At 44.0% G+C, this 15,737-nt stretch carries 14 protein-coding genes and 1 other RNA gene; 8 read left to right on the top strand and 7 right to left on the bottom strand.

The window, feature by feature from the left end; genetic code table 11:
* Positions 1-178: 178 nt before the first annotated feature.
* Positions 179-1,333 carry a methionine adenosyltransferase gene (gene metK, locus ITG09_13875; GenBank protein UPR51762.1) on the bottom strand — a complete coding sequence of 385 codons (1,155 nt, stop codon included), beginning with the start codon at positions 1,331-1,333 and terminating at the stop codon, positions 179-181.
* 377 nt (positions 1,334-1,710) lie between these two features.
* On the opposite strand from metK, the gene tkt reads away from it, so the two are divergent.
* The 5 genes from tkt (at position 1,711) to mscS (ending at position 8,774) form a co-directional block, all read left to right on the top strand.
* A complete protein-coding gene (gene tkt, locus ITG09_13870) occupies positions 1,711-3,705 on the top strand; it encodes a transketolase (GenBank protein ID UPR51761.1) in 1,995 nt (664 codons plus the stop codon).
* A gap of 213 nt (positions 3,706-3,918) precedes the next feature.
* Positions 3,919-4,968 carry an erythrose-4-phosphate dehydrogenase gene (gene epd, locus ITG09_13865; protein UPR51760.1) on the top strand — a complete coding sequence of 350 codons (1,050 nt, stop codon included), beginning with the start codon at positions 3,919-3,921 and terminating at the stop codon, positions 4,966-4,968.
* A 166-nt stretch (positions 4,969-5,134) separates the two neighbouring features.
* On the top strand, positions 5,135-6,298 hold the full coding sequence (locus tag ITG09_13860) for a phosphoglycerate kinase (GenBank protein UPR51759.1): 1,164 nt from the start codon (positions 5,135-5,137) through the stop codon (positions 6,296-6,298).
* Positions 6,299-6,453: 155 nt separating this feature from the next.
* Positions 6,454-7,530, top strand: a complete 1,077-nt coding sequence (fbaA, locus tag ITG09_13855; protein UPR51758.1) for a class II fructose-bisphosphate aldolase — start codon at positions 6,454-6,456, stop codon at positions 7,528-7,530.
* Between the two features lie 377 nt (positions 7,531-7,907).
* Positions 7,908-8,774 carry a small-conductance mechanosensitive channel MscS gene (mscS, locus tag ITG09_13850; GenBank protein ID UPR51757.1) on the top strand — a complete coding sequence of 289 codons (867 nt, stop codon included), beginning with the start codon at positions 7,908-7,910 and terminating at the stop codon, positions 8,772-8,774.
* Positions 8,775-8,869: 95 nt separating this feature from the next.
* On the opposite strand, the gene ITG09_13845 is transcribed toward mscS, so the two are convergent.
* On the bottom strand, positions 8,870-9,499 hold the full coding sequence (locus tag ITG09_13845) for an amino acid transporter (GenBank protein UPR51756.1): 630 nt from the start codon (positions 9,497-9,499) through the stop codon (positions 8,870-8,872).
* A gap of 142 nt (positions 9,500-9,641) precedes the next feature.
* Here ITG09_13845 and ITG09_13840 point away from each other — a divergent pair, with 142 nt between their 5' ends.
* Together ITG09_13840 and ITG09_13835 are read left to right on the top strand one after the other, a co-directional pair.
* A complete protein-coding gene (locus tag ITG09_13840) occupies positions 9,642-10,538 on the top strand; it encodes a LysR family transcriptional regulator ArgP (GenBank protein UPR51755.1) in 897 nt (298 codons plus the stop codon).
* A gap of 110 nt (positions 10,539-10,648) precedes the next feature.
* Positions 10,649-11,362, top strand: a complete 714-nt coding sequence (locus tag ITG09_13835) for an oxidative stress defense protein (GenBank protein ID UPR51754.1) — start codon at positions 10,649-10,651, stop codon at positions 11,360-11,362.
* A gap of 117 nt (positions 11,363-11,479) precedes the next feature.
* On the opposite strand, the gene serA is transcribed toward ITG09_13835, so the two are convergent.
* The 5 genes from serA to zapA all read right to left on the bottom strand — a co-directional run bounded on the left by serA (position 11,480) and on the right by zapA (position 14,838).
* Entirely contained in the window at positions 11,480-12,709 is a 1,230-nt protein-coding gene (gene serA, locus ITG09_13830; GenBank protein UPR51753.1) for a phosphoglycerate dehydrogenase, read from the bottom strand.
* Between the two features lie 261 nt (positions 12,710-12,970).
* A complete protein-coding gene (gene rpiA / locus ITG09_13825) occupies positions 12,971-13,627 on the bottom strand; it encodes a ribose-5-phosphate isomerase RpiA (GenBank protein UPR51752.1) in 657 nt (218 codons plus the stop codon).
* A gap of 102 nt (positions 13,628-13,729) precedes the next feature.
* Positions 13,730-14,329 carry a 5-formyltetrahydrofolate cyclo-ligase gene (locus tag ITG09_13820; protein ID UPR51751.1) on the bottom strand — a complete coding sequence of 200 codons (600 nt, stop codon included), beginning with the start codon at positions 14,327-14,329 and terminating at the stop codon, positions 13,730-13,732.
* 6 nt (positions 14,330-14,335) lie between these two features.
* Positions 14,336-14,518, bottom strand: a non-coding RNA gene (gene ssrS, locus ITG09_13815) — 6S RNA.
* An 11-nt stretch (positions 14,519-14,529) separates the two neighbouring features.
* Entirely contained in the window at positions 14,530-14,838 is a 309-nt protein-coding gene (gene zapA, locus ITG09_13810) for a cell division protein ZapA (protein UPR51750.1), read from the bottom strand.
* Between the two features lie 308 nt (positions 14,839-15,146).
* On the opposite strand from zapA, the gene ITG09_13805 reads away from it, so the two are divergent.
* Complete coding sequence (locus ITG09_13805) at positions 15,147-15,722, top strand: YecA family protein (protein UPR51749.1); 576 nt, start codon at positions 15,147-15,149, stop codon at positions 15,720-15,722.
* The last annotated feature ends 15 nt before the right edge of the window (positions 15,723-15,737 follow it).

Genomic DNA, 15,737 nt, shown 5'->3' with positions numbered 1-15,737 from the left:
TTAACTATTGTCAGTAGTGTTAGAAAATACAAATTATCGGCGGCTTTTTATACTTAGTGGTTAACGGTAAAGAAGGGCGTTAAAGAAGGAAGTTGCGAGTGAAGGTTCGGTAAGTGCATAAAAATAAAGCCCTTACTAAGAAGTAAGGGCTTTAAAGAAATAAATCGCAGTGGCTAAATTATTTTAGGCCAGCGAAGTCCGCAAGGATTGCTGCTTTGTCAGTCGCTTCCCAAGGGAACTCTTCACGACCGAAGTGACCGTATGCTGCAGTCTGCTTGTAGATAGGTTGAAGAAGGTTCAGCATCTCTTGAAGACCGTATGGACGTAGGTCGAAGTTTTGACGAACGGCTTCAATGATAATTTCGTGAGCTACTTTCTCAGTACCAAACGTTTCAACCATGATAGATGTTGGATCTGCAACACCGATAGCGTAAGACAGTTGAATCTCACAACGGTCAGCCATGCCAGCAGCAACGATGTTTTTCGCTACGTAACGAGCTGCGTAAGCTGCAGAACGGTCAACTTTTGATGGATCTTTACCAGAGAATGCACCGCCACCGTGACGAGCTGCGCCGCCGTAGGTATCAACGATGATCTTACGACCTGTTAGACCACAGTCACCCATTGGACCACCGATTACGAAACGGCCGGTTGGGTTGATGAAGAAGTTAGTATCTTTGTTGATCCACTCAGCAGGAAGTACTGGCTTGATGATCTCTTCCATTACCGCTTCACGTAGGTCAGGTGTTGTTACTGAATCACAGTGTTGAGTCGAAAGAACAACTGCGTCGATACCAACAATCTTACCTTGGTCGTATTGGAACGTAACTTGAGATTTCGCATCTGGGCGAAGGAAGTCAAGTTTGCCGCTCTTACGTACTTCAGCTTGCTTCTTAACAAGAAGGTGAGAGTAAGTAATTGGAGCTGGCATTAGGATTGGCGTTTCGTTAGTCGCGTAACCAAACATGATACCTTGGTCGCCTGCACCTTGATCTTTAGGATCGGCTTTATCAACACCTTGGTTGATGTCTGGAGACTGCTTACCAATTGTGTTTAGTACTGCACAAGAGTCAGCGTCAAAGCCCATATCAGAATGAACGTAACCAATTTCACGAACTGTTTCACGAGTGATTTCTTCGATATCAACCCATGCAGACGTTGTTACTTCACCGCCAACCATAACCATGCCGGTTTTTACGTAAGTCTCACAAGCAACACGTGCTTTTGGATCTTGTTCCAAGATGGCATCAAGAACAGCATCAGAGATTTGGTCTGCAATTTTATCTGGATGGCCTTCTGAAACAGATTCAGAAGTGAATAGGTGCTTAGCCATGAGAGCTCCACTTTTAGTTTAGTTTTTAGTTGCAAATAGTTAAATGCAAATAATTTCAGGCGTCGCAAGCTAGGAAGCGCCGCCATTAAATACAGTATATTTTGTAGGTGTTTCTACATCTAGACGGCTATTCTAAATTCCAGCGGTCGAATTACAAGCTCTTTTTTATGATATGTCATAACTAAACGTTTGCGTATTGGTTGGGGTAAGGCATTGCTAAGTGATGTAAATGTTCGAAAATTGCGAAAAATGACCGTTAAAATGCCAGTAAAACGTTTGCAGTCGCTAAAGTCGTTTGAGAGAATACCCGCGCTAATAAAAATGAAAATTTTAGCATCAATCTCTTTTTTAAATCGCTTATGTACTCAGGAGCAGACATGCCTTCTCGTAAAGATCTAGCCAATGCAATTCGCGCACTTAGCATGGATGGCGTTCAACAAGCAAATTCAGGTCACCCTGGCGCACCTATGGGTATGGCTGACATCGCTGAAGTTCTTTGGCGTGGTCACTTGAACCACAACCCAGCAAACCCAGAGTGGGCTGACCGCGACCGTTTTATCCTGTCTAACGGCCATGGTTCAATGTTGATTTACTCTCTGCTTCACCTTGCAGGTTACGAGCTTTCAATTGAAGACCTTAAGAACTTCCGTCAGCTGCACTCTAAGACGCCTGGTCACCCAGAGTACGGATACGCTCCTGGTATCGAGACAACGACTGGTCCTCTAGGTCAAGGCATTACTAACGCTGTTGGTATGGCGATGGCTGAGAAAGCATTGGCTGCACAGTTCAACAAAGAAGGCCACGACATCGTAGACCACTTCACTTATGCATTCATGGGTGATGGCTGTCTGATGGAAGGTATTTCTCACGAAGCATGTTCTTTAGCGGGTACGCTAGGTCTTGGTAAACTGGTTGCTTTCTGGGATGACAACGGCATCTCTATCGATGGCGAAGTTGAAGGTTGGTTCTCTGACGATACACCTAAGCGTTTTGTAGCATACGGCTGGCACGTAATCCCAGCGGTAGATGGTCACGACTCTGACGCTATCAATGCTGCAATTGAAGCGGCTAAAGCGGATCCTCGTCCAACGCTTATCTGTACTAAAACTATTATCGGTTTTGGTTCTCCAAACAAAGCGGGTACGCATGACTGTCACGGTGCTCCACTAGGCGCTGATGAAATTACAGCAACTAAAGCAGCGTTGGGTTGGGAACATGGTCCTTTCGAAATCCCAGCTGATATCGCAGCTGAGTGGAATGCGAAAGAAGCAGGCGCAGCGAAAGAAGCGGCGTGGAATGCTAAGTTTGACGCATACGCAGCGGCTTACCCAGAGCTAGCAGCAGAATTCAAACGCCGCGTAAACGGTGAACTTCCTGCTGAGTGGGAAGAGAAAGCAAACGCAATCATTGCTGATCTTCAAGCTAACCCAGCAAACATCGCTTCACGTAAAGCATCTCAAAACGCACTAGAAGCGTTTGGTGCGATGCTACCTGAATTCATGGGCGGCTCTGCTGACCTTGCGCCTTCTAACCTAACTATGTGGTCTGGTTCTAAGTCTCTTGAAGCAAACGACTTCTCTGGTAACTACATCCACTACGGTGTACGTGAATTCGGTATGACGGCTATCATGAACGGTATCGCTCTGCACGGTGGTTTCGTACCATACGGCGCAACGTTCCTAATGTTCATGGAATACGCGCGTAACGCAATGCGTATGGCTGCTCTGATGAAAGTTCAGAACATCCAAGTTTACACGCACGATTCTATCGGTCTTGGCGAAGATGGCCCGACTCACCAACCGGTTGAGCAGATCGCTTCTCTACGTCTGACTCCAAACATGAGCACATGGCGTCCATGTGACCAAGTTGAATCAGCAGTTGCTTGGAAACTGGCTATTGAGCGTAAAGATGGTCCTTCATCTTTAATCTTCTCTCGTCAGAACCTTGCACAACAAGATCGTAACGCTGAGCAAGTAGCTAACATCGCTAAGGGTGGTTACATCCTGAAAGATTGTGAAGGCAAGCCAGAGCTAATCATCATTGCAACAGGTTCTGAAGTTGAGCTTGCAGTTGAAGCTGCTGCACAACTAACCGCTGAAGGTAAAGCAGTACGCGTAGTATCTATGCCTGCAACTGACGCGTTCGACAAGCAAGACGCTGAATACCGTGAGTCTGTACTTCCATCTGACGTTACAGCGCGTATCGCAGTAGAAGCTGGCATCGCTGACTTCTGGTACAAGTACGTTGGTTTCGGTGGCAAGATCATCGGTATGACAACGTTCGGCGAATCTGCACCAGCAGGCGAACTATTCAAGATGTTCGGTTTCACTACTGAAAACGTAGTAAACACAGCGAAAGAGCTTCTTGCTTAATCATTGACTGATGGCCTTGTGCTAACAGTGAAGTGAAAGAAAAACCGAGCGCTGAGCTCGGTTTTTTGTATCTGGGATTTGTTTTCTCCTAGAGTAATCCCTACAAGCAGCAGATCAAACTGTCCTAGGTAGACTGAGGTATTCAAGTAATGCCTTTTGGGTAGGATTCAGTTATCATCTGTTGCACGAAATTTTGGTTAGATGTACGGAACTATGCTAAAAGTCGCGATAAACGGATTTGGAAGAATAGGGCGTAATGTATTACGCGCTGTTTATGAAAGTGGCAAAAGCCAACAAATCAAAGTAGTAGCTGTCAATGAGCTTGCTCAACCTGACGCTATGGCTCACCTATTGCAATACGACACCAGTCACGGCCGCTTCGGTAAGAAAATCTCTAACGATCAAGAGCACATCTATGTTCATCATGGTATTGGTGCTGAAGATAAAGGAGAGTTTGATACGATTCGTATCTTACATCTTGCTGATATTGAGTTGTTGCCTTGGCGTGATCTTGAGGTGGATATTGTTCTCGATTGTACTGGCGTCTACGGTTGCCGAGCTGACGGCCTAGCGCATATTGCTGCTGGGGCGAAAAAGGTGCTGTTTTCACATCCTGGTGCGAACGACCTTGATAACACCATTATCTATGGCGTAAATCACGATACTATCGAAGCTGACCATCGAATCGTTTCCAACGGTTCATGCACGACTAACTGTATTGTCCCTATCATCAAGGTGCTTGATGATGCCTTTGGTATTGAGTCTGGGACCATCACGACTATTCACTCTTCAATGAATGATCAACAAGTCATCGATGCGTACCACAGCGACCTTCGTCGAACTCGAGCAGCAAGCCAATCAATCATTCCTGTCGATACCAAATTGCATAAAGGTATTGAAAGAATCTTTCCGAAATTTTCTAACAAATTTGAAGCGATATCTGTGCGTGTGCCAACGGTAAACGTAACAGCGATGGATTTAAGTGTCACAATTAATGCAAATGTGAAAGTTAATGACGTAAATCAAACCATTGTTAATGCATCCCAGTGTACATTACACAATATAGTTGACTATACTGAAGCGCCGCTCGTTTCCATCGATTTTAATCACGATCCCCATAGCGCAATTGTTGATGGTTCACAAACGCGAGTGAGCAACGGCCACTTAGTGAAAATGCTGGTGTGGTGTGACAATGAATGGGGCTTTGCGAACCGAATGCTGGATACGGTTCTTGCAATGCAAGCTTCTGAAGGCAAGAAGTAAGACCTAGAAGCAAATGTGCGGATTATTTATTTTTTAGCTTGAAATAAATACAAAGTATCCACATATTATGAGTAGTTAAAGAATTACCAGTTGAATAATTTATAGGCTTAGCAGGGTTGCTGAGTTTCCAAAACTTTATATTTATTTAAATTTGAGAGGACAAAACATGTCTGTGATCAAGATGACTGACCTGGAACTTGCAGGTAAACGCGTATTTATTCGTGCTGACCTAAACGTACCAGTAAAAGACGGTAAAGTAACTTCAGATGCACGTATCCTTGCATCTCTACCAACTATCAAACTTTGCCTAGAAGCTGGCGCAAAAGTTATGGTTACTTCTCACCTTGGTCGTCCTACTGAAGGCGAATACAACGAAGAGTTCTCTCTAGCACCTGTAGTTAACTACCTAAACGACGCACTAGACTGCGAAGTTAAGCTAGCGAAAGATTACGTAAATGGCCTAGAGCTTAACGCTGGTGAACTAGTTGTTCTTGAAAACGTTCGCTTTAACAAAGGCGAGAAGAAAAACGAAGAAGCACTTTCTAAGCAGTACGCTGCACTATGTGACATCTTTGTAATGGATGCATTCGGTACAGCTCACCGTGCACAAGCTTCTACTCACGGTGTTGGTACTTATGCACCTGTAGCATGTGCTGGTCCTCTTCTAGCTGCTGAACTTGAAGCGCTTGGCAAAGCAATGGACAACCCGGCTCGTCCACTAGTTGCTATCGTTGGTGGTTCTAAAGTTTCTACTAAACTAACTGTTCTAGAATCTCTTTCTAAAATCGCTGACCAACTTGTTGTTGGTGGTGGTATCGCGAACACGTTCATCGCTGCTGAAGGCCACAACGTAGGTAAGTCTCTATACGAAGCTGACCTAGTTGAAACTGCTAAGAAGCTAATGAAAGAGTGTGCTATCCCAGTAGCGACTGACGTTGCATGTGCTAAAGCATTCGACGAAAACGCAGAAGCTGAAATCAAGCACGTTTCTGAAGTTCAAGACGACGACATGATCTTCGACCTTGGCCCAGATTCAACGGCTGCACTAGCTGAAATCATCGGCAATGCAAAAACTATCCTTTGGAACGGCCCTGTAGGCGTATTCGAATTCAAGAACTTCGAAGCGGGTACAGCTGGTATCTCTAAAGCAATCGCTGAATCTGCAGGTTTCTCTGTAGCAGGTGGTGGTGACACGCTAGCAGCTATCGACAAGTTCGGTATTAAAGCTGACGTTTCTTACATCTCTACTGGTGGTGGCGCTTTCCTTGAGTTCGTTGAAGGTAAAGTACTTCCTGCAGTAGCAATGCTTGAAGAGCGTGCTAAAGCATAATTGATTAAGAAAGGCGAGATACGAATCTCGCCTTTTAACGTTTGCGGCATATCACACTTTTTTGCTAGAATGGCACAAGTTGTGAGCAAACGATTGCAAGTTTTTGAACTTAAGTTTTTTAATCTTAAAACGATAGAATAAATAGGACTATTTCCATGTCTAAGATCTTCGATTTTGTAAAACCTGGTGTGATTTCTGGCGATGACGTACAGAAAGTATTTGAAGTAGCAAAAGAAAACAAATTTGCTCTTCCTGCTGTAAACGTTGTTGGTACTGATTCTGTAAACGCAGTACTAGAAGCTGCTGCTAAAGCTAAAGCTCCAGTAGTTGTTCAGTTCTCTAACGGTGGCGCTGCATTCTTCGCAGGTAAAGGCGTTAAACTTGAAGGTCAAGGCGCACAAGTTCTTGGCGCTGTAGCTGGTGCAAAATACGTACACGCTGTAGCTGAAGCTTACGGTGTTCCAGTTATCCTGCACACTGACCACGCTGCTAAGAAACTTCTTCCATGGATCGACGGTCTATTAGACGCTGGTGAAGAGTTCTTCGCACAAACTGGTAAGCCTCTATTCTCTTCTCACATGCTAGACCTTTCTGAAGAGTCTCTAGAAGAGAACATCGAAACGTGTGCTAAGTACCTAGAGCGCATGGCTAAAATGAACATGACAATCGAGATCGAACTTGGTTGTACTGGTGGTGAAGAAGACGGCGTTGATAACTCTGATATGGACGCATCTGAGCTTTACACTTCTCCAGAAGACGTAGCATACGCTTACGAGAAACTAATGGCTGTTAGCCCACGTTTCACTATCGCTGCTTCTTTCGGTAACGTACACGGTGTTTACCAAGCTGGTAACGTTGTACTTACTCCAACTATCCTACGTGACTCTCAAGCATACTGTGCAGAGAAGTTCGGTATCGCACCTAACGCTCTAAACTTCGTATTCCACGGTGGTTCTGGTTCTTCTGAAGCAGAAATCCAAGAGTCTATCGGCTACGGTGTTATCAAAATGAACATCGATACTGATACACAGTGGGCAACTTGGGACGGTATCCGTCAGTACTCTGCTGACAACTTCGATTTCCTACAAGGTCAAATCGGCAACCCAACTGGCGAAGCTGCTCCAAACAAGAAGTACTACGATCCACGCGTATGGCTACGTGCTGGTCAAGCTTCAATGGTTGCTCGTCTAGAGAAAGCATTTGCTGACCTTAACGCTGTAGACGTACTATAATTCTTTGAATTAAGTACTCTTTAAGTTTTAAAAACCCGCTCATTGAGCGGGTTTTTTTATGTCTGCTAAAAAATTGTATTAAATATGTGAAAAACCTAGCGTGCGGTGAATAAATCTCGTAGTCTTTTAGTTATCGGTATTTGTGTTTATTGGTAAGTTTTATTAATTCAAAAGCTTACATAAATATGACTTTGCAATCTGTCAAAGATAGGATATCGTGCCGAAAAACTGAATTTGGTTCAGTTTATAAAAAGGACTTGGCTTTAATTTACTTTTAACACAATGACTTAACGGTAATTAAACTGTTTATTATATTGCAGAGTAAATTAGGCTTAAGGCAGTTTAGCCCATAGCATATTATATAGAGGATGCACATTATGGCTGATAGTTCGACAGTAATTGAAACTCCGCTTGTGGACGGTTTGTCTCACGCAGAACAGTGGTTAACAAATAATTCAGATTTATTTATCCAATATGGCGTAAATATCATTTCAGCACTGATAATTTTATTTATTGGTAACCTTATTGTTAAAGCTGTAGCGAATAGCGTGTCTAAGGTTCTTCAGAAGAAGAAAATGGACCGAGCGGTTGTGGAATTTATTCACGGTTTAGTTCGTTACCTATTGTTTGTTATTGTTTTAATTGCTGCACTTGGTCGTTTAGGTGTTCAAACAGCATCTGTAGTTGCTGTTATTGGTGCAGCTGGTTTAGCGGTAGGCCTAGCGCTACAAGGCTCACTATCTAACTTTGCTGCTGGTGTACTTATCGTTGCATTCCGTCCATTCAAGTCTGGTGACTATGTGGAAATTGGTGGTGTAGCAGGTTCAGTTGATTCTATTCAAATCTTCCAAACGGTTCTAACAACGCCAGACAACAAAATGGTTGTAGTACCTAACGGTAGTGTTATCGGTAGTCCCATCACAAACTACTCTCGTCATGATACGCGCCGTATTGATCTAATGATTGGTGTTTCTTACAATGCTGATCTTCAAAAGACAAAAGCGCTACTGACTAAGATCTGTGAATCTGATGAGCGTGTACTGAAAGAGCCTGGTGTTCAAGTTGGTGTTCACACGCTAGCTGACTCTTCAGTTAATTTTGTCGTTCGTCCATGGGTTAGCACTGCTGACTACTGGAATGTTTATTTCGACCTTATGCAAGCTATCAAAGAAGGCTTGGATAATGAAGGTATCGAAATCCCATTCCCGCAAATGGATGTACACATGAATAAAGTAGAAGCTTAATTTCTAGTTAGTTTTTATAACTATAAGCTTTTATAAGGAAAGGCGGATAACTTTGGTTATCCGCCTTTTTTGTTGGCTTTCTAAGAAAAACAGATTTACCAGTATTGCTCAATTAGCCCATTGGTAAGCACTGCAGCTATGACGAACATCATGGTTGCTACTGCGATATCAATGCCTTTCTTAACCTTAGGTTTAGATAACGTCGGGCCTAGCTTTGCCGCGCCCAATGACAAGGAATAAAACCAGACGAACGAAGCCAATATAGTCCCCATAGCAAACGCAATTCTGTCGTTGCCTTCAAATTGCCCACCAATGGATCCAAGAATTACCACGGTATCCAAATATAGGTGTGGATTTAATACAGTTACTGCCAATGCACCTAAAATAACGGTGCGCTTGCCACGCGCCAATATCTCACCTTTCGATTCATCACTAGTACGCGCTTTGAATGCACTGCGAAGTGATAACAAACCATACACAGTCAGAAAAGCGATGCCACCTAAGGTCACGGAGGTGAGTAGCAATTCATTTTGCGACAAAATTGCACCACCGCCAAAGATACCCAATGAGATAAACAGAGTGTCGAGCAGGCTACAAATTGTCGCAGTGGTTAAATGGTGGTTGCGTTTTATCCCTTGATTTAGGACGTACGCATTCTGAGCGCCAATAGGGATAATCATGCTTGCCCCTAGACCAAAACCTTGTAATAAAACCCAAAAACTCATTTTAACCTCCACTTATTTAACGATATTTACGTGCTATATGGTGAAGATACTCCGCCCCTTTAAATAAGTATAATTAATGATTTTAATCTATTATTAGAGTTGCTAATGTGGTGTTGAGTTAGCTTAAAAAGGAAGCAAATTGATGCGCGGATTGGATTATAAGTGGATAGAAGCACTGGATGCTGTGGTGAAACAGCGTAGCTTTGAAAGGGCTGCGGAGCAGTTGTATATATCTCAGTCTGCGGTGTCACAACGTATCAAACAGCTAGAAAAGTGGTTAGCTCAGCCTGCGTTGGTGAGAGAAACCCCGCCTAGGCCAACTCCTGCAGGTAAAAAGTTATTGGGTTTGTATCGCCGAGTTCGTTTGTTAGAGCATGAACTGGTGCCTGAGTTGATGAATGAAGATAGTGCGCAACCTTTATCAATATCTATTGCCACCAATGCCGATAGCTTAGCGACATGGTTGTTGCCTGCATTATCGGATGTGATGAAGTCTCGACAAGTGGAACTGAACCTCGCGATTCATGGCGAGGCGAGAACCATTGATAAGATTAAAAGTGGTGAGGTTGCTGGCGCAATCAGTTTGGAGTCTCAAGCGATTCCCGGTTGCAGTGCTGACTATCTTGGCAGGATGGATTACGTGTGTGTGGCGAGCCCTGACTTTCATCTGCGCTATTTTTCTGAGGGCGTAAACTACGCCACATTAAGTAAGGCACCTGCGGTTTCTTATGACCAATACGATGATCTGCATAAGAAGTTTCTGCATGACCATTTTAATGTACCAAGGGACAGCGTTATTAATCATACGGTCGGCAGCTCGGAAGCATTTGTACGTTTGGCGCTGTCAGGTGTTGCCTATTGTTTGATCCCTCGGTTGCAGATCATCGATGAGCTAGAGTCTGGTGCTCTGATTGATATTACACCTGGTTTTTTGTTGTCTTATCGCATCTACTGGCACCATTGGCAGCTTGAGAGTGGGGTATTAAAAGAGGTATCCCAAGCAATATTGAGTTTTGCTCACAATCACTTACCTCAGTAAACTGTTGGTTTTTTCAGCGTCAAAGTTCTGTTAGAAGTGCGTGCTCTGGATTGGCTAAACGATAAATTGCTCTATGATGAAAGTACATTTGTTTAGCACAGGTCTACCTAATGAAGTTTGCACCAAAGATGTTAGCAACGTCTCTTACTCTTACTGCAGCGTTGAGTGCTGTGAGTTTTCCATCATTGGCTGACTCTCCCTCTTTCCCGCATATTTCAACGACGGGCTACGGTGAAGTGATTGCAACACCAGATATGGCGACATTCTCTGTGAGAGTCGTGGAATCGACGATGACTGCTGAACAAGCTAAAAATACCGTTGATAAAGTAGTGACTGGCTTCCTTAATAAACTGCATCAAGCCGGTGTAGAAGAGGCGAGTGTTCACAGCTCGAACCTGTACCTATCTCCTCAATATCACTACCCAAAAGATGGCAAACCAGAATTGGTCGGCTATCGCGCTTCACGTAACGTGACCGTTCAAGTCAATGAGCTCGCGAATCTTAATGAGTACATGGATATTGCGATTGGAGAAGGTATTAATCAGATCGACAATATTCAGCTTCAAGTGCGTGATCAAGCTAAGTATCAAGAGCAAGCGCGCTTAGAAGCAATTAAAGATGCAACATCAAAAGCGAAATCATTAGCGAGTGGTTTTGAGCGTGAGCTAGGTGATGTTTGGCGTGTTGATTACAACGCACAATCTTCTCAGCCTGTATTAATGCGTTCAATGGCGATGGATGCGAGAACAGAGTCGAACTCTTATGAAGATTCAACGATCACCATTCGCGATCGTGTTAATGTGATCTACCAGATCGAAGAGTAATGATAGTGCTATAGAGGCTTTTGGATCATGATGATCTAATTACCGACGATAGGCCAAATACTAAAAAGGCTCTCACAATGAGAGCCTTTTTGTTTTTACTAATATCAAGTTCGATGATTAGTGAAGTAGACGAGCACGGATTGTGCCTTCGATCTCTTTCAGTTTAAGCAGTGCTTCTTCAGAGCGATCCGCTTCTACATCGATAACGACATAACCCATATCAGCCGCAGTCTGCAGGTACTGACCCGCGATGTTGATGCCTTCTTCAGCGAAGATTGTGTTGATCTGAGTTAGGATACCTGGGCGGTTTTCGTGAATGTGCAGCAAGCGAGACGTGCCAGTGTGTAGCGGTAGAGATACCTCTGGGAAGTTAACACTTGATAGCGTAGAACCGTTATCAGAGTATTTCGCTAGTTTGCCAGCAACTTCAACACCAATGTTTTCTTGTGCTTCTTGAGTTGAACCACCCACGTGAGGCGTTAGGATCACGTTATCGAACTGCATTAATGGTGACTCAAATGGGTCAGCATTGGTTTTTGGTTCCGTTGGGAATACATCGATCGCTGCACCTGAAAGGTGACCAGAATCTAGAGCGCCGCACAGAGCTGGGATATCTACTACCGTGCCACGCGCTGCATTGATAAAGATAGAACCAGGCTTCATGCGCTCGAACTCTTCTTTACCCATCATGTCTTTTGTTTCGTTGGTTTCAGGAACATGCAAAGAGATTACGTCACACTTATTCAACAGTTCAGTCATGGTATGAACTTGCGTTGCGTTACCCAAAGACAGCTTGTTTTCGATGTCGTAGAAGTAAACGCGCATACCAAGGTTTTCCGCAATAATACCCAGCTGAGTACCAATGTGACCGTAACCAATAATACCTAAACGCTTACCACGAGCTTCGTAAGAGTTGTCTGCACTCTTTTTCCAAATACCACGGTGCGCAAGAGCGTTCTTTTCTGGAATGCCACGAAGTAGCAATAGAACCTGACCAAGAACGAGTTCAGCAACACTTCGAGTGTTTGAGAATGGTGCGTTGAACACAGGGATGCCGCGCTTTGCTGCTGCTTGAAGGTTGACTTGGTTAGTTCCAATACAGAAACAACCAACGGCAACCAGCTTTTCAGCGGCATCAATAACTTCTTGGGAGATGTTAGTGCGAGAACGAATACCAATGAAGTGAGCATCTTTAACTGCTTCAAGAAGTTCATCTTCAGGTAGCGAGCCTTTATGGTACTCAATATTTGTGTAACCAGCGGCTTGCAGTACTTCTACAGAAGAAGGGTGAAGACCTTCTAGAAGTAGAATTTTTATTTTTTCTTTTTCCAGTGAAACTTTGGCCATTGTTCTCGTCCTTAAAATGGAAAGGTTGGGCAAATGCGGCGCACGTGCTACAAAATGGCTGAAAGGGGAACAAATTCACCACTTTGTTAGGAGACAAACGTTTTCCCTGTGCGTCTTCTGAACAATAAAGTAACAAAAAAAAAATGTTTTGGGTAAGAAAATTACGGAATAAGACATAATTTTACAGCAATAAAGCAAAAAAAACGGCGCCCTAGGGCACCGTATGTAATGAAGTAACAGAAAAACTCAATCTTCTATTATTTATTCTTCGATTTTTGCACCTTCAGGCGTGCCGGTGATAACCACATCGGCGCCACGGTGAGCAAACAGGCCAACCGTCACCACGCCAGCAATACCATTGATGATATCTTCTAGTTGTTTCGGGTTTTCGATCGCCATGCCGTACACATCTAGGATCACGTTGCCGTTATCGGTTGTGCAGCCTTCGCGGTAAACTGGGTCACCACCAAGCTTAACCAGTTCACGTGCCACGTATGAACGTGCCATTGGGATTACTTCAACAGGCAGTGGGAATTTACCCAACACATCAACTGCTTTAGTACCGTCAACAATACACACAAACTTATCAGAGATAGCCGCTACGATTTTTTCACGAGTCAAAGCAGCGCCGCCGCCTTTGATCATATCGCGTGAAGCGTTAATTTCGTCTGCGCCATCAACATAGATGTCTAGTTTGAATACGTCATTGCACTCAAATACTTTGATTTCTAGTGCTTCTAGTTTTTCAGTAGAGGCTACAGAGCTTGAAACCGCACCTTTGATTTTGTCTTTCATTGTGCCAAGTGCGTCGATGAAGTGATTTACTGTAGAGCCAGTACCTACACCTACAATGCTGCCTTCTTCAACATATTGAAGTGCTGCCCAGCCAGCTGCTTTTTTCATTTCATCTTGAGTCATGCCATTCTCCTGAATAAGGTCTTGCGCTTTGAATTAATCGTTCGCGTATTGAAGTTAACGTTTATATATCAAGGTTAACGTTTGCGGCGCGATTATAGCGCTTTAATGGTTGTTTTCCCATTGCCAAGTTTTACTCGGAGTCACGATTTTAGGTAACGGAATGTCCCATTCTTCAATCGGTAGGGTATCAACATGTTGGCAATCATGGGCCAAACCAATAGGAGTTGCGCCTTCCCCCGTCTCGAACCACTTCGCCAGGGTGCGATCGTAATATCCGCCGCCCATACCTAAACGATGGCCATGAGAGTCAAAGCCCACCAATGGTGTGAGAATAAGATCAAGTTGTTGGCAGGGTTTAACCAGCATCTGATTGAGCTGAGGTTCGACAATACCGTACTTATTCAAGACCGTCGGTGTTTTTGGCGAGTAGTGCAGAAACAGAAGCTGTCCGGCAGAGAAGGGGTGTAATACTGGTAAATAAGTTTGCTTATCTTGCGCCCATAACCATTCGATTAAAGGCTGGGTATCGAGTTCACCATCGATAGAGATATAAAGTGCAATATGCTGAGCAGACTGGATTTCATCAAGCTGCATACACTGCTTAACTAAGTCTATACCGGATTGAGTTTGTTGTTCGCCAGACAAGGCATTGCGTTTAATACGGATCTGTTTGCGAAATTCGCTGCGTGTGAGCGTCTTCATAAGAAGGGATACCCCAAAGTGCCGTTGAGAATAGATGGCCCTTGAACCAGCGAGTTCAAGGCGGATCAGCAATGATTACCGTAGGCTTCTCGGCGGACCGAGCATGCTCAATAGCACTCAAGTACTAACCCTTAGGGATTGCTTATCGGCTCGGGGACGTGAATCCTCTGACAAACACTCCAGGGTAAATTTTGTGTACGCTATTGCTGTCCGTGCTTAACTTTACTGAGGACATCTGAAAGTGATGTCGTGAGCTGTTCCATTCGCTCGGTCAGTGCGTTTTGTTCATCATTTGCTTCAAACTTCTTGGTTTGCAATTCATAGCAAATATTCAGAGCTGCGATAGTCAGCAGCTTCACTTCATTGGTTACTTTAGTACGTTCAGCCATCTCTTTCAATCGATTATCAAGATCGGCCGCCGCTGCAATCAATGACTCTTCTTGCCCTGGTGGACAATTCACTCGAGTCAGTTTTCCTAATATTTCAACGTCTACCGCTTGATTACTCATGATGGATGAACTCTTTAACGCGCTATTTTAAGGCTGTTGCCCTTCGCCATTTTTTGAAAAAGAAAAAGTGCAAGTACCGATGAGGAAGCAATCTCCTCTGAGGGAGAAACTATAGGTAAACCGCTATTAAGATTCAAGCTTTTCAGAGTGACTGTTTGTAAATGAGAGCTTGAGCACACAGTAATTCAGCAAATTGAACAATTGGTAGTCAGTCATCCTTCAATTGCTAGGGATCGACGCTTACCAGAATTGGGGTGAAGTGGTACGATTATACTATCGATATAAAGAATAACTGAGCGAGCTATCTGATGAGCGAAACTACTTTACCTGACTACCTAACGGTTGCGACTGAACTTCAATCGGCAAGTCTAGCCGTAACCCCTGCTGAGATGCACGGTTTATTAACGGGTATGTTAAGCGGAGGCTTAAGCCTCGCAGATAAAAGTTGGCAACCACTGATCTTCGATTACACCAATGAAGGCATGGGTTGGCCAGATCGCGCGCTAACGCTAGCGGAAGCAACACTGAAAGTCACAACCAGTGAAATCACAGGCTCAGGCATGGAATTATCTATGTTACTGCCGGATGAAGATGCAAGCGCGAGCGTGTTTGATCTTGCTGATGGTGTGTCTGATTGGATTAACCATTTCATTTCTGGTTTAGGCTTGGTTGGCGCTCAATTGAACAAAGCGTCTGACAGCGCTAAAGAAGCACTAGCTGATCTTGAAGAGATGGCAAAGCTAGGCATTGATGAAGAAGATGATATGGAAGAGCAAGCGCAGCTTCTAGAACACGTTATTGAGCATGTAAAAGCGTGTGCACTAACGATTCATGCGGAATTTGGTGCTCGCCCATCTGAAGATGCGGCGCCTACCATTCATTAATTCGTTGGCCGGTTT

The organism is Vibrio cyclitrophicus (assembly GCA_023206055.1).
In the GTDB taxonomy this organism is placed as follows: Bacteria; Pseudomonadota; Gammaproteobacteria; order Enterobacterales; family Vibrionaceae; genus Vibrio; species Vibrio cyclitrophicus_A.
Note: the sequence above shows the minus strand (reverse complement) of the source record. Positions and strands in the feature narration are given on the sequence as shown.